The 22,834-nt window shown below is 67.1% G+C and carries 18 protein-coding genes; 12 read left to right on the forward strand and 6 right to left on the reverse strand.

Annotated features, from left to right (window positions below):
* Positions 1–49: 49 nt before the first annotated feature.
* On the reverse strand, positions 50–640 hold the full coding sequence (locus OV287_RS07745; RefSeq protein ID WP_267533345.1) for a collagen-like triple helix repeat-containing protein: 591 nt from the start codon (positions 638–640) through the stop codon (positions 50–52).
* A gap of 89 nt (positions 641–729) precedes the next feature.
* The gene (locus OV287_RS07750) at positions 730–1,266 is read right to left on the reverse strand and encodes a hypothetical protein (RefSeq protein WP_267533346.1); all 537 of its coding nucleotides are present in this window, start codon (positions 1,264–1,266) and stop codon (positions 730–732) included.
* Positions 1,267–1,547: 281 nt separating this feature from the next.
* Here OV287_RS07750 and OV287_RS07755 point away from each other — a divergent pair, with 281 nt between their 5' ends.
* Positions 1,548–2,480, forward strand: coding sequence for a transposase (locus OV287_RS07755; protein ID WP_267533347.1), 933 nt, complete (start codon positions 1,548–1,550; stop codon positions 2,478–2,480).
* A gap of 249 nt (positions 2,481–2,729) precedes the next feature.
* On the opposite strand, the gene OV287_RS07760 is transcribed toward OV287_RS07755, so the two are convergent.
* Positions 2,730–3,530, reverse strand: a complete 801-nt coding sequence (locus OV287_RS07760) for an AraC family transcriptional regulator (RefSeq protein WP_267533348.1) — start codon at positions 3,528–3,530, stop codon at positions 2,730–2,732.
* A gap of 100 nt (positions 3,531–3,630) precedes the next feature.
* Between OV287_RS07760 and OV287_RS07765 the strand changes: the two genes are divergently transcribed.
* On the forward strand, positions 3,631–5,091 hold the full coding sequence (locus OV287_RS07765; protein ID WP_267533349.1) for an FAD-dependent oxidoreductase: 1,461 nt from the start codon (positions 3,631–3,633) through the stop codon (positions 5,089–5,091).
* A gap of 85 nt (positions 5,092–5,176) precedes the next feature.
* Here OV287_RS07765 and OV287_RS07770 read toward each other — a convergent pair whose 3' ends face one another.
* Positions 5,177–6,994, reverse strand: coding sequence for an eCIS core domain-containing protein (locus OV287_RS07770; RefSeq protein ID WP_267533350.1), 1,818 nt, complete (start codon positions 6,992–6,994; stop codon positions 5,177–5,179).
* A 383-nt stretch (positions 6,995–7,377) separates the two neighbouring features.
* Here OV287_RS07770 and sthA point away from each other — a divergent pair, with 383 nt between their 5' ends.
* Both sthA and OV287_RS07780 read left to right on the forward strand, forming a co-directional pair.
* The gene (gene sthA / locus OV287_RS07775; protein WP_267533351.1) at positions 7,378–8,775 is read left to right on the forward strand and encodes a Si-specific NAD(P)(+) transhydrogenase; all 1,398 of its coding nucleotides are present in this window, start codon (positions 7,378–7,380) and stop codon (positions 8,773–8,775) included.
* An 82-nt stretch (positions 8,776–8,857) separates the two neighbouring features.
* Complete coding sequence (locus OV287_RS07780) at positions 8,858–9,445, forward strand: RNA polymerase sigma factor (RefSeq protein WP_267533352.1); 588 nt, start codon at positions 8,858–8,860, stop codon at positions 9,443–9,445.
* 9 nt (positions 9,446–9,454) lie between these two features.
* Here the strand turns inward: OV287_RS07780 and OV287_RS07785 are convergent, their stop codons facing one another.
* Entirely contained in the window at positions 9,455–10,246 is a 792-nt protein-coding gene (locus OV287_RS07785; RefSeq protein WP_308809552.1) for a DUF2652 domain-containing protein, read from the reverse strand.
* A 231-nt stretch (positions 10,247–10,477) separates the two neighbouring features.
* Between OV287_RS07785 and OV287_RS07790 the strand changes: the two genes are divergently transcribed.
* From OV287_RS07790 to OV287_RS07805, 4 genes are all read left to right on the forward strand, one after another.
* Positions 10,478–12,964 (forward strand): heavy metal translocating P-type ATPase, encoded by a 2,487-nt coding sequence (locus tag OV287_RS07790; RefSeq protein ID WP_267533353.1) that lies wholly within the window; start codon positions 10,478–10,480, stop codon positions 12,962–12,964.
* A 159-nt stretch (positions 12,965–13,123) separates the two neighbouring features.
* The gene (locus tag OV287_RS07795) at positions 13,124–14,446 is read left to right on the forward strand and encodes a cytochrome-c peroxidase (RefSeq protein ID WP_267533354.1); all 1,323 of its coding nucleotides are present in this window, start codon (positions 13,124–13,126) and stop codon (positions 14,444–14,446) included.
* Between the two features lie 14 nt (positions 14,447–14,460).
* Positions 14,461–15,579 carry a metallophosphoesterase family protein gene (locus OV287_RS07800; RefSeq protein WP_267533355.1) on the forward strand — a complete coding sequence of 373 codons (1,119 nt, stop codon included), beginning with the start codon at positions 14,461–14,463 and terminating at the stop codon, positions 15,577–15,579.
* 22 nt (positions 15,580–15,601) lie between these two features.
* Positions 15,602–16,420 (forward strand): c-type cytochrome, encoded by an 819-nt coding sequence (locus OV287_RS07805; RefSeq protein ID WP_267533356.1) that lies wholly within the window; start codon positions 15,602–15,604, stop codon positions 16,418–16,420.
* A 21-nt stretch (positions 16,421–16,441) separates the two neighbouring features.
* Here the strand turns inward: OV287_RS07805 and OV287_RS07810 are convergent, their stop codons facing one another.
* Positions 16,442–17,089: a M12 family metallopeptidase gene (locus tag OV287_RS07810; protein ID WP_267533357.1), complete on the reverse strand. Its 648-nt coding sequence runs from the start codon at positions 17,087–17,089 to the stop codon at positions 16,442–16,444.
* Positions 17,090–17,284: 195 nt separating this feature from the next.
* On the opposite strand from OV287_RS07810, the gene OV287_RS07815 reads away from it, so the two are divergent.
* Genes OV287_RS07815 through OV287_RS07830 form a run of 4 tightly spaced genes read left to right on the forward strand, consistent with a single transcriptional unit; the run spans position 17,285 to position 22,765 of the window.
* Positions 17,285–18,661 carry a hypothetical protein gene (locus OV287_RS07815; RefSeq protein WP_267533358.1) on the forward strand — a complete coding sequence of 459 codons (1,377 nt, stop codon included), beginning with the start codon at positions 17,285–17,287 and terminating at the stop codon, positions 18,659–18,661.
* Positions 18,662–18,714: 53 nt separating this feature from the next.
* Positions 18,715–20,841: a TonB-dependent siderophore myxochelin receptor MxcH gene (gene mxcH, locus OV287_RS07820; RefSeq protein ID WP_267533359.1), complete on the forward strand. Its 2,127-nt coding sequence runs from the start codon at positions 18,715–18,717 to the stop codon at positions 20,839–20,841.
* A gap of 35 nt (positions 20,842–20,876) precedes the next feature.
* Positions 20,877–22,073, forward strand: a complete 1,197-nt coding sequence (locus OV287_RS07825; protein WP_267533360.1) for a DUF4374 domain-containing protein — start codon at positions 20,877–20,879, stop codon at positions 22,071–22,073.
* Positions 22,074–22,096: 23 nt separating this feature from the next.
* On the forward strand, positions 22,097–22,765 hold the full coding sequence (locus tag OV287_RS07830; RefSeq protein ID WP_267533361.1) for an MXAN_6652 family MXYO-CTERM-anchored protein: 669 nt from the start codon (positions 22,097–22,099) through the stop codon (positions 22,763–22,765).
* Positions 22,766–22,834 lie beyond the last annotated feature (69 nt).

Consider the following 22,834-nt stretch of genomic DNA (forward strand, 5'->3'; position numbering starts at 1 on the left):
GCTTTCGTCGTTCGAAGTGCATGAAGCCGTTGATGAAGACGCCCGTCATCTACTTCATGGTGAGATGGAGGGGGCCCACGAAGGTGACGGCGGGCTTGACGATGGGCGTGGCGGGCAACGTGTCCGCCAGAGGAATCACCCCTTGCTCGTTGTTGTTGTTCGAGCACGTCTTCTCGTCGTACCGGGAGGATTTGAGCTGGACCGTGGTGAGGGTGAGCGTGTCGGGCAGCGCCCGGAACGTGTCAGCGGAATCGCCAGGCACCTGGATGACAAGGCGAGACAGGTTGCGGCCCACATAGGCATTGCCCGTGCAGTCGGCTGCGTCGTAGTGGATGGTCATCTTGTCGGTCCTGAACTGGCCGGTGATCATGTCCAAGGTCCAGATGAAGCCCCTGGCATCGAAGTAGGCCGCCCCATCATCCAAGAGCACGCCTGGGCCGACCAACGTGTTGTTCGCATCCTCCCACACGGCGGTGGGGACCGAAGGGCCGGCGGGCCCTTGAGGGCCAGCGGGCCCCTGCGCACCAGTGGACCCCTGCGCACCAGTGGGCCCCGGGTCTCCCTTGGGCCCTTGAGCACCCGTGCAGGCCATGAGCGCCCCCAACAACATCACCCCAGCAAATGAATGGACGTTACGCATGATGATTCCTTAGTGAAGGCTGCGCGCGAGAGCCCGCATCGGACTCCTCCAGCGCGGCAAGACATGGGTTTCCTGAAACACACTCGGGGCTACTGCAAGGCCAGATGGAGGGGGCCCACGAAGGTGACGGCGGGCTTGACGATGGGCGTGGTGGGCAGCGTGTCTGCCAGAGGCACTACCGCTTGCTCATGGCCGGTGTTGAAGCACGACGTGCCAGTCCGGGTGGATTTGAGCTGGAGATTCGTGGCGGTGTACGTGTCGGACTGGGTCCGGAGCGTGTCAGCGGAATCGCCAGGTACCTGGAAGACAAGGCGAGGCAGCGTGGCGTTCACATAGGCATTGCCCGTGCAGTCCGCCGCGTCGTATTTGATGTCCAGGGATTCAGCCTGGAGCTGTCCGGTAGACGGATCCACGAACCAGACACGCCCCCCGGCATCGAAGTAGAGCACCTCCTCGTTCGTGAGGACCGGGCCGACGTACGTGTTGTTCGCATCCCGCCATACGGCGGGACGAGAAGTGGCCGAGGGGCCCTGGGGGCCAGTGGGCCCTTGCGGGCCGGCGGTGCCAGCGGGCCCGTCCGGACCGGCCGGTCCCGGCTCACCCTTGGGCCCGGCGGTGCAAGCCATGAGCCCTCCCAACACCATTGCAACAGCGAACTTCCTGACTCCATGCATGATGACTCCTCAGTTGCGGCTGCGCGCGCGAACTCAACACGACCGGAGACCGGAGACGGTGTCAAAGGATTCCCGGAGATGGTGTCAAAGGACTCGAAACGAGGTTCTTGAACGAGAAATGAGACTCGGCGTAGATGGGTCACCGACCGCGCTTCGAGTCTTTCTGAGGACTTGGAGTTGGCCCACAGGGTGCATTCCTCCTGGCGTAGGCGTAACGCACGCAGGGGATGGGGATGGGCTGGCCGTTGAGGATGTTCCAAGAGGAGGGGCTCTATTTCGTCACGTCCAGGTGCTTCCAGGGACGTCTGTTGCTGCGTCCTAGCGCGGAGGTCAATGAGGTGGTGGGGGGCGTGTTGGCGCGAGCCGTCCAGCAGAGTGCCGGCACCATACGGCTGCACGCCTTCACCTTCGCATCCAACCACTTCCACCTGCTGGTGTGGGCGCGCGGTGCCGCGCTTGCGTCCTTCATGCAGTACCTGCGCTCCAATTTGTCCAAGAAGGTAGGCAGGCTGGTGGACTGGAGTGGGGGGTTCTGGGAGAGGCGCTACTCGGCGGAGCCGGTGCTGGACGACACAGCACTGGTGGGCCGGCTACGCTACGTGCTCGCCCATGGGGTGAAAGAGGGACTGGTGGAAAGGTGCGCCGAGTGGCCGGGCCTCACGTGTCTGCCACAATTGCTGGGTCCGGCGCGGCGACTGTTCAAGTGGTTCAACTGGACGAAGCGCTGGAACAAGAGGGGGAGCGAAGACATGGCTGGAGCGCAGGAGCGCTTCGCGCAGCAATGGGCCGAGCCTGTGGAGTTGGAGGTGGCGCCCCTTCCGTGTTGGAACGGACTGGGGGAGGAGTCGAGGCGGCGTGCGGTGCAGGGATTGGTGGAGGAGGTAGAAGCTGAGGCGCGCGCACGCGACAAGCCAGTGCTTGGGGAGCGCGCCGTGAGAGTACAGCACCCGCATACCCGGCCCGAACATCTCAAGCGCAGCCCGCGGCCGTTGGGGCATGCCTCCACGCGCCAGGCGTTGCGGGAGTTGCGTGAGCAGTACGGTGCCTTCGTCGCGGCGTTCCGAGAGGCGGCGGCTCGGTGGAGGCGGGGGGATTTCTCAGCGCCCTTTCCGCTTTTCTCCTTTCCTCCGCGAGTCGTGCCGGGTCGCGTCGCTCGAGTTCTTTGACACTCTCTCGCTGGCTCGAGTTCTTTGACACTCTCTCGGGCCCCTCGACGAGCCGCTGGTTCCCTTTCCTCGCCTGCTCGATGACCTCGATGTCACCATGCGCTTTCTTCGCGAGCGCGGACGTACGGAAGGTGTCGAGGTGAGCTGGGCTCCCCAGGGGACGCGTTTCGACCCGTTCGTGGGGCTTTGAGACGCAGGGGAGCGGAGGTATCCCAGGTGGAATCCTCTCCCGTTGCACCAGTGGCAGCATCAAATAGAAGTGCTCCGCCGCCTGGCCATGCACTGTGCCGGGGTCGTGCCGAGGAACCGCTTGAACATGGCGATGAACGCACTCACGCTTTCGTAGCCCAGGGCGAAGGCCACGTTCCCAACAGGCTCACCCTCTGACAGCAGCGCGAGGGCGCGCGCCAGCTTCGCCTGCTGCCGCCAGTGCACGAAGGTCATGCCCGTCTCCTGTTTGAAGTGGCGCGTGAGGGATCGCTCGCTGATGCCCGCCCAGGAGGCCAGGGCTCCAATGCTTCGCGCGTCGGCCGGATTCGCGAGGAGCGCCCGGGCGATGGCGGCGAGCCGCCGCTCTCTCGGCATGGGTAGACGCAGCGCCAGCTCCTCTTCCGCGACCTGGAGCTCGTCGATGGCGATCTCCGCCAGACGGGCCTGAGGCGGGCTGAGCGGCGCACCGGGCTCCCAGTCCGTGGCTCGCTCGACAACGGCCTCCAGTACCCGAGACATCCGCACGACACGGGCTTCCCCGGGCAGCCGTTCACAGGCTCGGGCCGAGACATAGACGCTCCATCCGCTCGTTGGGCCGTGCCACTGCGCCGAGTGCCATGTGCCGGGAGGAATCCAGCCGGCCATTCCCGGAGGCATGAGCCAGTTGCCGCGCGAGGTATGGATGACGAGCAGCCCGTTCTGGATGGAGAACAGCTGTCCCCTCTCATGGCGGTGCCGGGCAAGCTCGGGCTCCTGGCCCGAGTGGATGGGAATGGCGATGAGCGTCGGTTCGTCCGGACGCTCGATGGCAGCGATGATGTGCGCACTCGGCTTCGGCATGTTGGCGGAAGATCGGTATTCTTTGGCTGGATGACGTTACCACGCCACACATGCCGGGCCCTATGGTGATGCATGAACAATCATTGCCATGGAGCTGAACATGAAGGATGTCATCGAGGTCGCCGTCGTTGGCGGTGGACCGACCGGATTGATGCTTGCCTGTGAATTGGCCCTGGCGGGCATTGCCGTGACGGTATTCGAGCGCAGGAATGAGCCGGTCCAGCAATCGCGCGCATTGACGCTCCATCCGCGCTCGCTCGAGGTCCTGGCGCTGCGCGGATGGGAGGGGCCCTTCCTGGAGCGCGGCAAGCCCCTGCCGACCGGCCACTTCGGCATGCTCGACACGCGGCTCGACTTCTCGGCGCTCGACACGGCCTTCAAGTTCACGCTGTTCATCTCCCAGGCCGTCACCGAGATGCTGCTCGAGGAGCGCGCCCGTTTGCTCGGGGTGGACATCCGGCGCGGATACGAGGTGCGGGAGTTGCGGCAGGATGACGAAGGTGTGGACCTCGTTGGAGCGGCCTCGGGTCAGGCCTTCCGCTGCCGCGCGCGTTATGTGGTTGGCGCGGATGGGGCGCGCAGCATCGTCCGGCAGCTCGCGGGGATCGGCTTCGTGGGAACGGACACCTCGGTCACCGCCATGCTGGGCGACGTGGTCCTCTCCGAACCCCCCTCGACGCCTGCCTTCTCCACCATCAACACCCGGGGCGGCATCATGATCGTCCCGCTCAGCCCCGGCATCCACCGGCTCATCCTCTTCGACCCCGAACGCATGCAGGTGCCGGTCAAGGAGGGCGTCACGCTCGACGAGCTGCGGCGGAGCGTCACGAGGATTTGTGGCACCGACCTCGGGATGAGGGACCCCCAGTGGCTGTCTCGCTTTGGCAACGAGACGCGGATCGCCGAAACCTACAAGGCCGGCCGCGTGCTGCTCGCTGGCGATGCCGCGCACATCCACTTTCCTGCTGGAGGGCAGGGCCTCAATGTCGGTTTGCAGGACGCCATGAATCTCGGCTGGAAGCTCGCCGGAGTGCTGCGAGATCGGGCCCCGGTGTCGCTGCTCGATAGCTACCACCGGGAGCGCTACCCGGTGGGCCATGCGCTCACGCGCAACACGGAGGCGCAGACCGCCCTCATGGCCTGTTCACCCTCCGTCCTGGCCTTGCGCGACATGTTGTCGGGCTTCTTGAAGGACCCGGCCTTGAATCGCTCCCTGGCGGAGCGTCTGGGAGCCATGGACGTGGTCTATCCGGACCTGGACGTGCCCGCTCCCCGCTTCGAGGGAGGGCTCGTGACGGCCTTGACCGGTAAGAGGCTCCCCGACCTGGAGCTGAAGCTGCTCGATGGGGTCGTGAGGAGGCTCTACTCCTTCATGCATGAGGGAAAGTGGCTGGTGCTGCAGCTCCGGGGCGGCCACGGCCCCAACGTTTCGTTGGACCCGGCGTGGAAGGGCTGGACGAACGTCGTTCAGGCTCATCCAGGCGATGACTGCGAGGAGCTCCGTGGGCTGAGCGGACTGCTGCTCCGCCCGGATGGGCACGTGGGCTGGGCCTGGGCCTAGGCATGTTCTAGACGGCCAGCAACCAGAGGGACTTCTCACACGGCCGGCGACTCATGGGGAATGCACGCGAGGAGCGTGCCTGGGTTCAAGACGGCCAGAAGTAGTACGTGACCAACACCCCGAGCACCGGCACGCCAACATTGATCCCCACCTGGCGCAGCAGTGATTGCGTAGCCGCGACCTCACCCGCGACGAGCTGCACTTGCAACTCAGTGCTGGCGTCTTTGACCTCATCGTCGAAGGCCTTGAGGCCGGCTTCCACTTGGAGTCGAAGCTGCTCGATGTTCATTCTCCCGCCGAAGATCGCGTTGTCATTCAGGATGACCGGCGAGAAGCCATTCTGCAGCAGGAGCTTGTTCAGCAGGAGCATCGTGTTGAGGCGACCGTTCGCGTCCGTGTAGAAGTGCCCCACGTGCAGAGCGCGGACGAGGCGGACGATGGCGCGAAGGACGTTGCGAGAGTAATCCTCTTCGGCGTTCTTGAGCTGCCTTTCATTCTCCTCCTTGTCATCCTTCTCGTCATGCCCGCTCAAGGTGCTACTCAAGGTGCTCAGGGTTCTGCTGAAGAAACTCGAACTCTGGTAGAGCGTCCGTGATTGTGCTTTCAGCTCCTGCACCCTCTTCACGAGGTCGCGAGTCGAGGCCGCGCTTTCGAGATCTTTGTAATACCGGTCGAGCAGGGCCTGCACCTTCCTGGGCATCTCGCTCGCCCGGTAGTTGGTTTGGATGACATACTGCTCCCCCTGCCTCGTCAGCACCTTCTCGTAGAGAGACGTGGCTGTCGTGCTGGAGGACTTCTTGCCCAACTCGCCGGCCAATTCCATCTCCTGGAGCCCGAACGCGTTCGGCACCTGGGGCGGCAACGTCATCGGAAAAGTCGTGGAGTTGCTGCTCTGTTGGTGCGGCACCGGCTCGAAGTTCGTCTTCTTCGAGTCGGTGCTGCGCAGGACACCATCCACGACCAGCCGGTGGAGCTCGTCATACTTCTTGGCGTCAATGAGCGAGTTCCCCTGCTTCGGGAGGAGCTCCTGCTCGAACGCACGGGTCATCGTGTCGTAGAAGCCGGGAGATTGATCGAGATCGAAGTAGAGCGGGCCGTTGGGCTCGGCGTGGTGCCTGCCTTCGATGAATATCTTCCACCACCGCCGCCGGGGGAGTCGGGCCAGGGCGGAATAACCACCGTTCAAGGGGGCCCAGCTGAGGACGTCGAGCGCGTGCTGCACCCGGCTCGCGGCGATGCGCTCGCCCCGAGTCCCCCCTCGGAGCTGGGCGAGGGAGGTGCGGAGCTTGTGAAGGGTCTGCTGGGCGTTCTGGGCTTGCAGGTAGTCGATCCAGGCACCGAACGCCTTGGGGCTCTCGGTGTCGTGGTAGCTGTACACCTTGCTCGAGAAGGAGTTGAGCAGGGACCCGTCGGCGGAGAACCGCGCCATCTGCACCACGCCGGCTGGGATGCCCGTGGCTTCGGTTGCTCGCCGCGACGAGTCCCCACGGGGCGTGGCGAAGGCCTTGGGGGCGGGGCGGAGCGTTCCCGCGAGCGCTCCCATGAAGGCGGCCTCCGCCTCCAGGGCTCGGTCCTCGAAGACGATGGGCAAGACCCCTGCGGGGACAGACACGCGGCCGGAGCGCTGCTGCAACACGTGCGCGAGCTCATGCGCCAGGAGCTCGCGGCCGGAAGCCGTGTCCGGCTGGTACTGCTGCGGGTCGATGAAGATATGGGAGCCCAGTGTGAACGCCCGCGCCCCGAGCCGCTTCGGCTCGGGGCTCAGGTGAAGGCGCACCCCAGAGAAGTCCGCCCCGAAGTACGACTCCATATGACGTAGGAGCAAGGGCGGCAGCGGCTTGCCGCTCCCGGGCTGGAGCTGGCCGAGCACACTCGAAGGCAGAGGGACGGAAGAGCGTGACATGTGCACGCCTGCTCGCGGTGCCCCCGGAGCGCCCTGGCGGTTGAGGGGCGGGTTCCGAGCGAATGTGGGTCGCGGGTTCTGGTCCATCGAGCGTGCCTTGGTGTGTCTGGAGGGTGATGAGGCGGGTGGTTGGCACCATGGCTCAAGCTGTTCGTGCCGCCACAACATGCCATTCAGGCTCGGTTGGCATCGTCATGTGGGGCTGCGGGGAGGTCAAATTCACCGCGGGAGGTGTCAAAGAACTCGTTTCGACACTTCGGGGTATCCGAGTCGTCCCTACGAGTCGTCTGACACCATTCTCGGACACCATTCTCGCCATTCTCGACACCATTCTCGGCCGGGTGATTTCTTCCCCCGTCGCCCGGGCTGGAGAGAATCCGGCCATGAGCGTGCGGCAATTCGACATCGTGGTGATTGGCTCGGGACCGGGCGGCGAGGGGGCCGCCATGAAGGCCGCCAAGTCCGGCAAGCGCGTGTGCATGGTGGAGCGGCTCCCGCTGGTGGGCGGGGCCTGCACCCACACCGCCACCATCCCCTCCAAGGCCCTGCGTCACGCCATCCAGCGGCTGGTAGACGTGCAGGTGGACCATCCCGAGCTGCGCGTCGAGCTGGCCAAGAGCTGGAAGTTCAAGGACATGATGCGGACGGCCACGTCCGTGGTGTCGCGCCAGGTGCGGCTGCGCACGACCTTCTACGAGCGCAACCGGGTGGAGCTGGTGGTGGGGCAGGCGCGCTTCGTGGATGCCAACACGGTCGAGGTCAGCGAGTCCCGGGGCGCCAGCGAGCTGCTGTCCGCCAAGGCCTTCGTGGTGGCCACGGGCTCGCGCCCCTACCGCCCTCCGGACCTGGACTTCAAACACCCGCGCATCTTCGACTCGGACACCATCCTCACGCTGGGTGAGACGCCGCTGACGATGATCATCTATGGCGCGGGCGTCATCGGCTGCGAGTACGCGTCCATGTTCCGCATGCTGGGCGTGAAGGTGGACCTCATCAACACGCGCGAGCGGTTGCTGTCCTTCCTGGACGACGAGATTTCCGACGCGCTCTCCTACCACCTGCGCGAGCAGGGCGTGCTCATCCGCCACCAGGAGATGATGGAGCGGGTGGAGACGCGCGAGGACGGCGTGGTGCTGCACCTCAAGAGCGGCAAGCGGCTGAAGGCGGACATCTTCCTCTGGGCCAACGGGCGCACCGGCAACACGCAGAACATGGGGCTCGAGGCGCTGGGCGTCCAGCCGGACTCGCGTGGCAACATCCCGGTGAACGACGCGTACCAGACGGCCGTGTCCCACATCTATGCCGTGGGAGACGTCGTGGGAGCCCCCTCGCTGGCCAGCGCCTCATATGACCAGGGGCGCTTCGCCGCCACGCACATCGTCGAGGGGCGGTTGGAGATCAAGCTGGTGAAGGACATGCCCACCGGCATCTACACCAGCCCGGAGATCAGCAGCCTGGGGCGCACGGAGCAGGAGCTCACGCGGGATGGGGTGCCCTATGAGGTGGGTCACGCCTTCTTCAAGAGCCTGGCGCGCGCGCAGATAACAGGCCGCACGGTGGGGATGCTCAAGATGCTCTTCCATCGGGAGACGCGGGAGATCCTCGGCATCCACTGCTTCGGGGACAACGCCTCGGAGATCATCCACATCGGCCAGGCCATCATGTCGCAGGAGGGGCCGGGTAACTCCATCGACTACTTCATCAACACCACTTTCAATTATCCCACCATGGCCGAGGCGTACCGGGTGGCGGCGCTCAACGGCCTCAACCGCCTGTTCTGACGGGTTGAATCCTGGCGTGCCTCGGGTAGTAGACGGGAGACGGGTTGCGCGAGGTGCGCGCCCGGTGCGTCCGAGGCACGGCATGCGGGAAGACATTGGCGAGGGGGTGTTGAATCCGGCGGTGGTGGAGTCGCTGGTGGGGAACCACCGGCGCTTTCTGAGCTTCCTCGAGAGGCGGGTAGGCAGCCGGGCCCAGGCCGAGGAGATTCTCCAGTCCGCCTACGTGCGAACCCTGGAGAAGGGCGGGGAGCTGGAGGAGGGCGAGGGAGCCGTCGCGTGGTTCTACCGGCTGTTGCGCAACGCGCTGGTGGACCACTACCGCCGGCAGGGGGCCGAGGGGCGGGCCCTGGAGCGAGAGGCGCGCGAGGTCTCCGAGCTGGGGCCGGACCCCGAGCTGACGCAGACGGTCTGCGCGTGCATCCACGACCTGTTGCCCGCGCTCAAGCCCGAGTACGCGGAGATGGTGCGGCAGGTGGACCTGGAGGGGCGGGGCGTCCCCGAGGTGGCCCGGGAGGCGGGCATCACCGCGAACAACGCGGGAGTGCGGTTGCACCGGGCGCGGCAGGCCCTCAAGAAGCAGCTCGAGCGGAGCTGCGGCACCTGCGCGGCGCATGGGTGTCTGGACTGCACGTGCGGCAAGCCGGGTGGGGGCTGCAAGCCGTCGGCGTGACGGGGGGCGTCAGGGCTGGAGGGCGCCGACCACGCTCTCGGCTTGCACGTCGAAGTTGCGGAAGCCAACACAGGGCCGCTTGAGCTTCAGCATGTACGGCAGCGAGCGCCACGTCATCCGCGTCCAGGCCACCACCCGCTTCAGGGAGGACGACTGGAGCGACAGGACCTGCGACGGCTCGATGGCGGCCATCGGCACGTAGCGCAGCGTGTACTGGCCCAGGCCCTCGAGGTCCTCTTGGATGGACAGGGCCCGCTCCCGCAGCTCGGGCGTGAGCTGGCGGGCCAGCGTGTCGGTCATCAGCACGTACTCGCGGATGGGCACCGTGTTCTTCAGCATCCGGTGCACGACGATGACGTCCACGCCACCCAGCTCGGTGAAGCGCTTGATGCGCTGGAAGGCCACGTCGCCCTGGTGCACGACGAACTTGAGGGTGAGCTGCTCCACCTGGGTGCAGCCCTCGCAGGTGCAGGACCGGTCGATGCGGAGCTGCTCCTTGCGGCGCTCGAAGGCCCAGCGGATGGCGTTCACCACGGGGGCCACGTCCACCCGGGAGTCCTCGGACAGCGGGGCGTAGAAGAAGGCCGCGTCTCCCTCCAGCTTGGCCAGCTTGAGCGGCGAGGCCGCACCGTCGATCACCGCCTCCAGCAACTGCGTCACCATGTCATGGGCATGGGCCAGGTTGATGGAGTGAGTCTTCAGGAAGCGCGTGTATCCACCGATATCCGCGATGAGGAGCAGGGCGCGCTGGATGGCCATGGTGGAGTCGATATCAAGAGAGATGCCGGTGGGGCAATCCACGGACGGGCCCCTGAGGCGTCTCAATCCCAGCGCCCGCGCTGTTTCGGGACAGAAGAGTCCGCGGACTCTTCCGGTGGCACGGTTGGCGAGCCGGGACGCAGTGGCAAGCCGCCCGCTTGATGGGCAGGGGGCCGCGGTGACCCACCTGTCTGAGCCGGGCCGCGGAGCGTGACCACTGTAAGGGTCTGGCGGGAGCTCCGTCAGCCCGGGTGAAAGGAGCAGTCCCTTCTCATGGCCCACGAGCACACCCACTTGCACCATTCCCCTGCTGCCTACCCGCCTGGCCCTCCTTCTACCGGTGAAGGCAAGGTGCTGGACCCGGTCTGCGGAATGACGGTGGACCCCGCGACCGCCAAAGGTGGCAGCCACGTCCACAAGGGCGCGACCTACCATTTCTGCAACCCGAAATGCCGTGAGCGCTTCGCCGCCGAGCCCGAGAAGTTCCTCGAGGCGAAGAAGGCGGAGCCCGAGCCTGTGGCGGCCCCTCCGGGCACGATGTGGATCTGCCCGATGGACCCCGAGGTCCGCCAGGACCATCCGGGTGCCTGCCCCAAGTGCGGCATGGCGCTGGAGCCCGAGCAGCCGGTAACGCTGACGGCTCGTACTGAATGGGTGTGCCCCATGCACCCGGAGATCGTGCGAAGCGAGCCGGGCGCGTGCCCCATCTGCGGCATGGCACTGGAGCCGCGCACGGTGCTGCCCGAGGAGCAACCGGACCCCGAGTTGTTGAGCATGACGCGGCGCTTCTGGGTAGGCGTCGTCCTCACGCTGCCGCTGCTCTTCCTGGGCATGTCCGAGATGATTCCCGGCCAACCGGTGCAGCGCGCCTTTGACCCGCGGGTGCTGGCGTGGGTGCAATTCGCGTTGGCGAGCCCGGTGGTGCTCTGGGGCGGCTGGCCCTTCTTCGAGCGTGGTTGGGCGTCAGTGAGGAATCGGCACCTCAACATGTTCACCCTCATCGCCATTGGCACGGGGGCGGCGTACCTCTTCAGCGTCTTCGCCACGCTGGCGCCGGGGCTGCTGCCGCATGCCTTCACCGGCCATGGTGGCGCTGCGCCCGTCTACTACGAGGCGGCGGCAACCATCATCACGCTGGTGCTGCTTGGGCAGGTGCTGGAACTGCGAGCCCGTCGTGCGACCTCGGGGGCTCTGCGTGCGCTGCTCAGCCTCGCCCCGTCCGTGGCCCGGCGTATGCGCGAGGACGGTCGTGAGGAGGACATCTCCCTCGAGCAGGTGAAGGTCGGGGACTCGCTGCGCGTGCGCCCTGGCGAGAAGGTGCCGGTGGATGGCGTGGTGGTGGAGGGGGAGAGCGCGGTGGACGAGTCCATGGTGACGGGGGAGTCCATTCCGGTGGAGAAGGTACCGGGAGCCCGCGTCACGGGTGGCACCGTCAACGGCACGGGCAGCCTGGTGATGAAGGCTGAGCGGGTGGGGCGAGACACGCTGCTGTCGCGCATCGTCCAGCGGGTCAGCGAGGCCCAGCGCTCTCGTGCACCAATTCAACGGCTGGCGGACAAGGTGGCGGCGGTATTCGTCCCGGCGGTCATCGCGGTGGCGGTGCTCACCTTCCTCGTCTGGGCGCTCGTCGGGCCCGAGCCGCGGCTGGCGCATGCGCTGGTGAACGCGGTGGCGGTGCTCATCATCGCCTGCCCGTGCGCGCTGGGCCTGGCCACGCCCATGTCCGTGGTGGTGGGGACGGGGAAGGGTGCTGGGGTGGGCGTGCTCATTCGCGACGCTGAGGCGCTGGAGCTGCTGGAGAAGGTGGACACGCTGGTGGTGGACAAGACGGGCACGCTGACGGAGGGAAAGCCGCGGCTGGTGTCGGTGGTGGCGGCGGAGGGGATGGACGAGGCGCGGCTGCTGCACCTGGCGGCGAGCCTGGAGCGGGGCAGCGAGCACCCGCTGGCGGCGGCGGTGGTGGCGGGGGCCGAGGAGCGCGGGGCGGTGCTGTCGGCGGCGCAGGGCTTCCGCTCGGTGACGGGCAAGGGGGTGACGGGGCGCGTGGGAGGCTCGGAGGTGGCGTTGGGCAACCTGGCGTTGCTGGAAGCGCTGGGCGTGGACGCGGGGGGGCTGCGGGCTCGCGCGGAGGAGCTGCGGCGCGAGGGGCAGACGGTGATGTACGTGGTGGTGGATGGGAAGCCGGCGGGGCTGCTCGGGGTGGCGGACCCCATTAAAGCCACGACACCCGAGGCCTTGGCCACGCTGCACCGCGAGGGCGTGCGGGTGGTGATGCTCACAGGGGACAGCCGCACCACGGCCGAGGCGGTGGCGCGCAAGCTGGGCATCGACGAGGTGGTGGCGGAGGTGTTGCCCGAGGGCAAGGGGGACGTGGTGAAGCGGTTGCAGGCCGAGGGCCGCACGGTGGCGATGGCGGGGGATGGGGTGAACGATGCGCCGGCGCTGGCGCAGGCGGACGTGGGCATCGCAATGGGGACGGGAACGGACATCGCGATAGAGAGCGCGGCGGTGACGCTGGTGAAGGGGGACCTGAGAGGGATTGCCCGGGCGCGAAAGCTGAGCCGGGGGACGCTGCGCAACATCCGGCAGAACCTCTTCTTCGCCTTCATCTACAACACGCTGGGCGTGCCCATCGCAGCGGGCGTGCTGTACCCCTTCTTCGGGCTGCTGCTGAGCCCCATGCTGGCGGCGGCGGCCATGAGCCTCTCGTCGGTGTCTGTCATTGCCAACGCCCTGCGGCTGCGCAAGCTGGAGCTGTAACCCCTGTCGTGCCCCTCATCCGGTGCCGTGTCGTCTCGCTGACAGCACCTGACACTGAACATCGCCATCGTTCCGTGGTTGGAGCCTTCGCTGCTCGGGTTTATTGCTTGAGCCGTGCTTGGCGGTGCGCAGCGGACGCGCACGACTGGAGGGACGTCGATGAGGCCCGGGGCCCGTGTTTCCTGGATGATCGCTGCCCTGCTGTTCGCCGGGGCAGCTTCCGCGGAGGAGCCTCCCAAGGGCGCTCCGCCTCCGAAGCTGCCTCCCGGTGTCTCCGCCATTCTGTACAAGGTCTCCGTGCCTCCTGGCTCCGAACCCACTCCGGAGAAGGTGGCCCTGGGCGAGAAGCTCTTTCTCGACAAGCGGCTGTCGCTCGACAACTCCGTCTCCTGCTCCACCTGTCATGACCCGGAGAAGGGCTTCGTGGACGGCAAGACCGTCTCCGAGGGGGTCGAGAAGCGCAAGGGCATGCGCAACAGCCCTACTGTCCTCAATGCCATGTTCAATGCCACCCAGTTCTGGGACGGGCGCTCGGCCACGCTGGAGGAACAGGCGAAGCTTCCCATCCTCAACCCCGTGGAGATGGCCATGCCCTCGCCCGAGGCGGTGGTGGCCAGGTTGCGTGGCATTCCCGAGTACGCCACGGAGTTCCAGCGCGTCTTCGGGCGCGAGGTGAACTACGACGATCTGGCCTCCGCCATCGCCGCCTTCGAGCGCACCCAGTTCTCCGGCAACGCGCCCTTCGACCGGTTCCTCCTCCAGGGGGACGGGAAGGCCCTGGATGCCTCGGCGAAGCGCGGCTGGGCGCTCTTCAACGGCAAGGCCCGCTGCAACCAGTGCCACGCGGCCAACGCCACCTCGCCGCTGTTCTCGGATCAGAAGTTCCACAACATTGGCATCGCGGCGCACAAGCAGGACTTCGTGAAGCTCGCGCAGCAGGGCCTCCGGGTGGTGCGCACCGGGGACGAGAAGCAGATCGACGAGCTGGCCATCCAGACGGAGTTCTCCGAGCTGGGCCGCTTCCTGGTGACGAAGCACGAGAACGACGTGGGCAGCTTCAAGACGCCCACCCTGCGCAACACGGGCATTACCGGCCCCTACATGCACGACGGCTCGCTGGTCACGTTGTGGGACGTGATGGACCACTACAACAAGGGAGGCATTGCCAATCCCTTCCTGGACGGGGGCATGCAGCGGCTGGGCCTCACCGAGCAGGAGATCGACGATGTGGTGGCCTTCCTCTTCACCCTCACGGACGAGCGCTTCGCGAAGCTCAATGCGAAGGAGCAGGCGAGGCAGCGCGCGCGCAAGAACGTGCGCCCGGAGCGAGACACCGCGCTGGCCATGGGCAAGAAGGGCAACCTGGGGGACATCGGCTTCAGCCCGAACGTGCAGGTGAAGAATCCCGCGGAGGTCGGCGCGTACGGCGGCGAGACGGAGGCGGGCAAGGTAGCGGACAAGGCGAAGGCACCGGCGAAGTAGGAGGCGCACGGCTCATGGGCAAGAGACACAAGAGCATCGAGACGAAGTACTACGAGGAGCGCGCCGCCTTCTTCGACGAGCTGGGGAAGCTGGACCGCCGGGCCTTCCTGCGTGTGGCGGGACTCTCCGCCGGCATCGCCGCGGGCATGGGGCTGGTGACGCCGCACGGCTTCCAGCTCGTCCGCGTCGCCGAGGCGCAGGGCTCCAAGCAGCGCTTCAGCTTCGCGTACATCTCGGACACGCACCTCTACACGAAGGAGCTCAATGACCGCTTCGTGCGCTCCATCATGCGCGCGGTGGACGACGTCAACGGGTTGGATCCCCAGCCGGACTTCGTCCTCTTCGGAGGGGACCTGGCGCAGCTCGGCCAGCGCGAGGAGCTGAAGCTGGGCGCGGAGATCCTCAAGGCCGTCAAGGCGCCCGTGAAGATGATGGTGGGCGAGCACGACTGGTTCCTCGACATGGGCGAGACGTGGCGCGAGTTATTCGGCGCGCCCACCTACTCGTTTGACCACAAGGGCGTGCACTTCGTGGTCCTCAACTCCATTCTGGAGAAGGACTTCTGGACGAAGCCAGGTTACACGCCCATGGAGCGCATGAAGATCGTCGCGGGCCTGGACAACGCCATCCAGTCCCGCTTCGAGGTGGGCCCCGAGCAGCGTGAGTGGTTGAAGCAGGACCTGGCCAAGGTGGACAAGAAGACGCCCGTCATCGTCTTCAGCCACTCGCCGCTCTACAAATACTACCGGCCGTGGAACTTCTGGACGGATGACGCGGACGAGGTGCAGGCCCTGCTGCGTCCCTTCCAGCAAGTCACGGTCATCCACGGGCACACGCACCAGCTGCTCACCAACCGCATCGGCAACATCGACTTCCACGGGATGCTGAGCACCGCATGGCCTTGGCCTTATGCGCCCGAGGGCCTGCCCTCGCTCACCGTGCAGATGAACCGTCCGGATCCTTTCAGCAACTTCGATGGCATGGGGACGGGGCGGGTGGATGTGCTCGAGTCCGGCGCTGTCGACAAGCTGTACAGGCTGTGGGACCGAGCCCCCATCTCCGTGAAGGCGAGCTACCTCGCGTCCAACGGGAAGAAGGACGCGCCCCCCCGCCCCACGCTGCCCAGCTACTAGCGAGTACCCCCGAGAGGAAGCCATGACCTACCGGAAGAAGCTCCTCATCGGCCTGTGCGCGCTGCTGTCCGGAGTGGGCGGCGCGGCGCTGGCCACCGACTCCGCTCCTGGCGAGCGCCCCCGCCACGTCCTGCCGCCCTCCAAGGATGGCAACCTCGTGCTCGGCCTGTGCGACGGCGAGACGTCCCTGGAGGTGAAGGGCGTGAAGGAGGGCGAGGCGCTGTCACGGGAGCAGGCGCTGGAAGTGACCGCGCAGTTGATGAAGGAGTGGCGCCGCAAGAACCCGGATGCGCGCTGGGACGTGGTGGCGCAGGCTCCCGCGCCTACTCCGCCGCCGAGCCCCAATCCCCAGGGCGCACGCAGCCCGCCCGCGGTGCCGCAGACGCCGCAGAAACCCTCCGCGGGCAAGACGAACCAGGCGGAGGGCCCCACTACGTCCTCGGGTGCCAAGGGGGTGGCGGCGGGGAAGGACGCCAACGTCCAGACGGGTCACACCTACGGCGCCTTCAGCCAGCGGGACGAGGAGATCTGGGCCGCCTCTACACAGGCCTTCGTGGAAGAGGGCAACCGGGTCTTCCACGACGCGGAGGCGCTCGGGAGCAAGGTGGCGGTGTCCTGTGACATGTGCCACCCAGATGCGGCGAACACGCACCCGGAGACCTATCCGAAGTACCAGGTCCAGTTCGGTCGCGTGGCGCTGCTGCGGGACATGATCAACTGGTGCATCGAGAACCCGGTGCGCGGCAAGCCGCTGGCAGACGATGACCCGAAGATGCGAGCCATGGAGGCCTACATCTACGCGAAGCGTAAGGGCGTGCCGCTGGAGTTCGGCAAGCACTGAGGGCGCGACCCCGAGCGGTGCTCACTTACGGGCGTAGAGCAGGGCGACTGCCTCGATGGAGCCGCCGTCCAGGTGCCCGTCGGAGACCCGGACCTGCTCATGCCCCAGGCCGATGGTGTGGCCGATGGCGTGGAGCACGTCGTCTGTGCCGGAGGTGTCCGTCAGGGTGAGGGGCTGCTCGCCGCCGGCGCGTCCCACGTAGGACTGGCTGTGCTCGCCACGAGTGATGGCCACGTAGTGGGGATAGCGCGAGGCGTTGTCATGGGTCCGCTGGACGAAGCGGATTCCCGTCTGCTGCTGCCACTGCTGGAGGGCGGCGGTGACGCGCTCCGGGTGGGGCAGGTCCGGCGATACGGTGTAGGGGATGACGCCCTCGGGCCAGGGCTGGCGGATGGAGAGGATGCCCATGCCCTCCAAGCGCGACGAGCGGTTCGTAGGTGCGCGGACCCGCTCCTCGGCCTTCTCCATCAACCGAGTGGGCCCCAGGACGATGTCGTCCTCGAGGATGGCCAGGCCACGGTCATCGGTGTACCGCACCTCGAGGACCTGGCCGGAAGTGGCATCCCGGAGGTGACCTTCTTGAATGGCGGGCGGCGACGCGAGGGCCGCCGTCGATAGGACGAGGCCCAGCGCGGCGAGGGAGAGCGGGAGGAGTTTCTTGTTCGACATGGACGGTCCCTGGGGGGTCGGGTGCGAAGACCCACGTCAGGAGGAGGCCGTCCAGGCGAGATGTGATGGAGGCGCGTGGGCCGGGTGAGGGGTGGGGGGATGGCTTGTCCGCTCGCTCTCTCCACGGGCTGGCGATGAGCCCGGTACCTCCCGCTTCGACGAGGCGAGCACCAGCGTCTCGGGGCGAGGTGGAATATGCGCACGCCGCTCCTCTTTCTGGGCCTGCTCCTGGCTCTTCCTGGAGAAGCACAGACGCAGGACTCGGAGCACGGACACGAAGCGCATGGTGTTCCTCCGGCCCAGGGCGAGCACGAAGCTCCCGGTGAGCCCGCTGCCCCAGGCGAGCACAGCACCGGTCACATGGGGCATGCGGGAGCGGAGGCTCGCGAGGTCCAGTCGCTTCGGGACATTCCCTTGATGCGGCGGGGCTCGGGCACGTCCTGGCAGCCGGACCTCATCCCGGGGTCGATGCTGCACTGGGACGTGGCCGGGTGGGGCCTCATGTTTCAGGGCGTGCTCTTCGGAGGCTACGACGTGCAGGGCGGGCCCCGGGGGGACAGCGCGCTCGCGGGGATCGGCTGGCTGATGCTCATGGCGAACCGAGAGCTGCCCTCGGGGCAGTTCGTTGCGAGCGTCATGCTGAGCCCCGAGCCCTTTACCGCGGGCGCGGACGGTGGCTACCCGCTGCTGCTCCAGACGGGAGAGACCTACAACGGGGAGCCGCTGCGAGACCGGCAGCACCCGCATGACCTGTTCATGGAGCTGGCCGTCTCGTACTCGCACTACTTCTCGGACACCTGGGGGCTGATGCTCTACGCGGCGCCCGCGGGCGAGCCAGCACTGGGCCCCGTGGCCTTTCCGCACCGGGTGTCGGCCTGGTACGACCCGCTGGCGGCGCTGGGGCACCACTGGCAGGACGCCACGCACATCTCCTTTGGGGTGCTGACGGCGGGCATCCTCACGCCGAAGGCGAAGCTGGAGGTCTCCTGGTTCAACGGCCGCGAGCCCGACGAGGACCGCTACGATCTGGACCTGCGGGTGCCTGACTCGTTCTCCCTGCGGCTGTCGGCCAATCCCACGGCGCGGGTGAGCGCGCAGGTGTCCTACGGCTACCTGAAGAGCCCCGAGCTCCTCGAGCCGGACGTGTCGGTGCACCGGCTCACGGCGTCGGCCACGTACCACGCGCGCTTTGGAAGCAACGGCTTCTGGGCGACCACGGCCGTCTTTGGCCGCAACGTGGAGAGCGAGGAGGTGCCGACCAACGCATTCCTCCTGGAGAGCAGCCTGGACCTGGACGGGCACCACGTCGTCTTCGGGCGGGCGGAGTACGTGCAGAAGGCGGGGCACGACCTGGTGCTGTCCGAGGCGCTGGAGCACTCCGTCTTCGACGTAGGCAACCTGGTGCTGGGCTACGTCTACAACCTTGGCCCCTTCGGACCGGTGCGTCCGGGGGTCGGGGTACGCGGCGCGCTGAGCGTAGTGCCGGAGGGGCTCGAACCCTTCTACGGCAGCCGCACTCCGGTGGGCGGCATGGTGTACCTCCGCCTCGCTCCGGCCGGTGGCCACCGCTGAGCATCGATCTTGACAGCGCCCGCCATTGGTCGTAACACAATTTGAAAATGAGAATGGTTATCATTTTCATATTCTGCCTTCTGGCCGGAGCCAGGGCAGGGTGGGCGCAAGAGACGTCCGAGCCCACTGGCGAAGCGGAGGAGGCCATCGAGATCTCCGTCGAGGGCACGTCCGTGGAGCAGCGCCGGCGCGAGTCGGCCGAGTCGGTCCAGGTGCTCGACACGGAGCATGTCCAGCGCGAGGCGGCGGACCTGGGCGAGGCCCTGGCGCGCACCGAGGGAGTGGGAGTGCGGCGCGCGGGAGGGCTCGGCAGCGCCACGCGCTTCTCGCTCACCGGATTCACGGACGAGCAGGTGCGCTTCTTCGTGGATGGGGTGCCGTTGGAGCTGGCGGGCCTGGGGCCCGAGCTGGCCAACGTGCCCGTCAACCTCGTGCAGGGGGTGGAGATCTACCAGGGGGTAGTGCCCATCCGGTTCGGAACGGATGCACTGGGAGGCGCCGTGCACCTGCTCACCGACTCACGGGTGCAGGGCACGGGCGCCGCCGCCTCCTACGCGGTGGGCTCCTTCGACACGCATCGCCTCACCGCGAGCGCACGTCACCTGGATGCTCCGAGTGGATTGCTGCTCCGGGCCCAAGCCTTCCTCGACAGCACCCAGAACGACTACTCCATCGACGTCGAGGTCCCCGACGACTCTGGGAGGCTGCTCCCGGCGCGCGTGCACCGCTTCCACGATGCCTACCGTGCGTGGGGAGCGAGCCTCGAAGGGGGCTTCCTGGACAAGCCCTGGGCGCGGCGGCTGCTGCTGCGTGTCTTCGCGAACGACTACGAGAAGGAACTGCAGAACAACATCACCATGGAGGTCCCCTACGGGGCGGTGAACACGAGAGCGTCATCGGCCGGCGCTCTCCTCCGTTATGCGCAGGGGTTCTCGAGAGGGCTGTCCGCGGAAGTGGTGGGGGGCTACACCTTCCGGCATACGCGCTTCGACGACCTCGGTACGTGCTCCTACGACTGGTATGGCCGCTGCGTGCGGCAGCGGTCCCAACCGGGGGAGATTGGGGCGCGGGCGGTGGAGCGGCGGGTGAACCAGGGCACCGGCTTCGCACGGCTCCATCTGGAATGGGCGCCCTCGGAGACCCAGACGCTCCGGCTCTCGCTCGCGCCGACGGCCGTGACGCGCACAGGGGAGGACCGGCAGCTGACCGCACTGGGACAGGTGGATCCCCTGGCTCCGGGGCGCGGGTTGTTCTCCCTCGTCACGGGCGTGGAGTACACGCTCTCCGCGCTCGAGGACCGGCTGGAGAACATCGTCTTCCTCAAGGACTACCTGCAGCTGGCGAGCGCGCAGAAGCTGTTGCCCAGCGGCGTCTTCTTACCCATCGACCGGGACCTGCATGGCGTGGGCGTGGGGGACGGCGTGCGGGTACGGCTGGTGCGCGGGCTGTACGCGAAGGCCTCCTACGAATTCGCCACCCGCCTGCCCCGCCCGGGCGAGCTCTTCGGAGATGGATTGCTCGTCAATGACAACCTCGACCTGCAGCCCGAGCGCAGCCACAACCTCAACCTCGAGCTGGCCTTCGAGGGCGCGCCGGGCCGCGCGGGGGCGGTGCGCGCCAGCCTCGTGGGTTTCGGACGGCTCGCCGACCAGCTCATCGTCCTCATCGGACGTGAGAACTTCTTCACCTACCAGAACGTCTTCGAGGCCCGCTGTTTGGGTGTCGCGGGCACGGGCGCGTGGACCTCTCCGGGGCAGTACCTCACCCTGGAAGGCAATGTCACCTGGCAGGACTTCCGCAACACCTCGCGCGAGGGAGCGTTCGGCTTCTTCGAGGGTCAGCGCATTCCCAACCGGCCCTACCTGCAGGCCCATGGAAGCGCTCGGCTCCAGGCGAGTGGCGTGATGAGTGACCGGGACGAGCTGTCCCTGACGTGGCATGCGCGCTACGTGCACGCCTTCTTCCGGTCCTGGGAGGGCGTGGGCCAGAAGGACTCCAAGCAGGTGATTCCCTCCCAACTGCTGCACTCGCTGGCGCTCTCCTACGTCATCCGAGGTGCGGCCGTGACCTTGGGCTGGACGGTGGACGTGGAGAACCTCACCGACACCCCCGCGTACGACTTCTTCGGTGTGCAACGCCCCGGGCGAGGTCTCTTCGCCAAGCTCCTGGTGGAGCACTGACCCCCCATTTCCCCCCAAGCAGAAAGGCCGTACCCATGAAGCGTCTCATTTCATTCCTCGCTCTCTCCCTGCTCGCTGGCTGCGAGAAGGACCCCGTCGATCCGGATGGCAATGGCGACGGGCCGCTGTACGCCATCACCACGCAGCTGCTCACCACCGACACGCCCCAGAGCTACATCATCGTGACGGACAAGGCGGAGGAGGCCGGCACGCTCTCTCTGGACAACGCCATCGAGGTGCCCGGACGCGCGCTCGGCGTGGGCATTCCCAAGTCCGGTTCGCTCTACGTGGTGACCGACGAGAACGCGACGGTCGTCCGGTATACCCTCACGAGCAGCGGCACCCTGGAGAAGTCGGGAACCGTGAGCTTCGCGGGCAAGGGCGTCTCGTCGCTCGGCGAGTACCAGAACAACTTCCAGTTCGTCTCGGCGACCAAGGCGTACTACTTCGATGGTGAAACCCCCCAGGTCATCATCTGGAATCCCACCGAGATGACGGTCACGGGCAGCATCCCCCTGGACTCGCTGGCCATCGCGGGAGCGACCCTGTCCTTCTCGGGAGCGACCGTGCAGCTCACCAACCAGGTCATCATGCCCGTGGGCTGGCGCCCGGCCACGGGCGTGGGCATCACCAAGAAGGCGGCCGTCGTCTCCATCGATACCCAGACCGACGTGGCCACCATCGCGACGGATGACCGGTGCGGCTACACGCACGACGCCGCCGTGGGCCCTGACGGCAAGGTCTACATCGCGACGGAGGCTTACGGGGCGGCGGTGTACCGGGTGAAGCATGGGGAGGACACGCCGGCGCCCTGCCTGCTCAAGTTTGATCCCCAGACGCGCACCTTCGATCCTTCCTTCTACAAGACGCTGAGCGAGCTGGTGGGTGGCGGCACCGCGGGTGCGCTCATCCCCGGTCCCCAGGGGACGGCCTACGTGCGCGTGCTCGACGAGGCCGTGGCCCCCGTGAACGAGGGCACCCATCCGCGCCTCGTGGCGAGCGGGGCCGGCTGGCAGTGGTGGCAGCTGAAGCTCGACACCCTGACCGCGACCCGGATGCCGGCCTTCCCGTCCACCACGGGCAGCGTGTTCCTCTTTGAGTCGGAGAATCAGATCCTCTACTCCGAGTTCGCGGCGGGTTCCTCCGCGACGACGCTGCACGTGCTGGGCGACAACGGCAGGGCCACCGTGACCACGCAGGGCCTGTCCTTCTCCTTCCTCCAGCTGCGCTAGCCGCCCCCATCTCAGGAAATCCCATGCGTTTCGTTTTCCATTCCGCGGGCATGGCCGTCGTCTGCCTGCTGTCGACTCCGGCCCTCGCCACCAGTACGGGCATCTCTGGGCAGTCCGGCAAGGACGGGCTGACCTGCAACACTTGTCACAAGGGTGGCACGTCGCCGGAGGTCGAGTTCACGGGCCCCTCGGCGCTCGTGCCCGGTGCCACGGGTCAGTACAGCTTCATCATTCGGGGAGGGCCCGCGAAGAAGGGCGGCGTGGACATCGCCGTGAGCCACTCGGATGCCCTCCTCCAGCCGGGCGTGGGCACGAAGACGCTGGGCGTGGAGCTCAGCCACTCCGAGCCTAGGGACTTCGAGGGCAACGAGCTCCGCTTCGACTTCTCCCTCGTTGCGCCCGCCAGGGATGTCACCCTCACGCTCTTCGGCGCTGGCAACTCCGCCGACGGGGACCAGCGCGGTAGTGGCGATCGCGCCGCGACCTCGAAGTGGCAGGTGGTGGTGGGCAACGGCACGCCCGACGCGGGCACACCCGACGCGGGCACGCCTGATGCGGGCACGCCCGATGCTGGCACGGGTGACGAGCCCGAAGATCCGCCTCGTGGTGGTTGCTCCACGGCGGGGAACTCGTCCGTGTGGGCCCTCGCGCTGGCCGGAGCCGTCTGGCTTCCGCGCCGCCGCCGGGGCTGATGGAGTAGGGCTCTCCAGCCCTTGACGGTCCGCCCCCGGAGCACCCGGCCCTCACCGGATGCTCTGGGG

The organism is Archangium lansingense, from assembly GCF_026626635.1.
Taxonomy (GTDB): Bacteria; Myxococcota; Myxococcia; order Myxococcales; family Myxococcaceae; genus Archangium; species Archangium lansingense.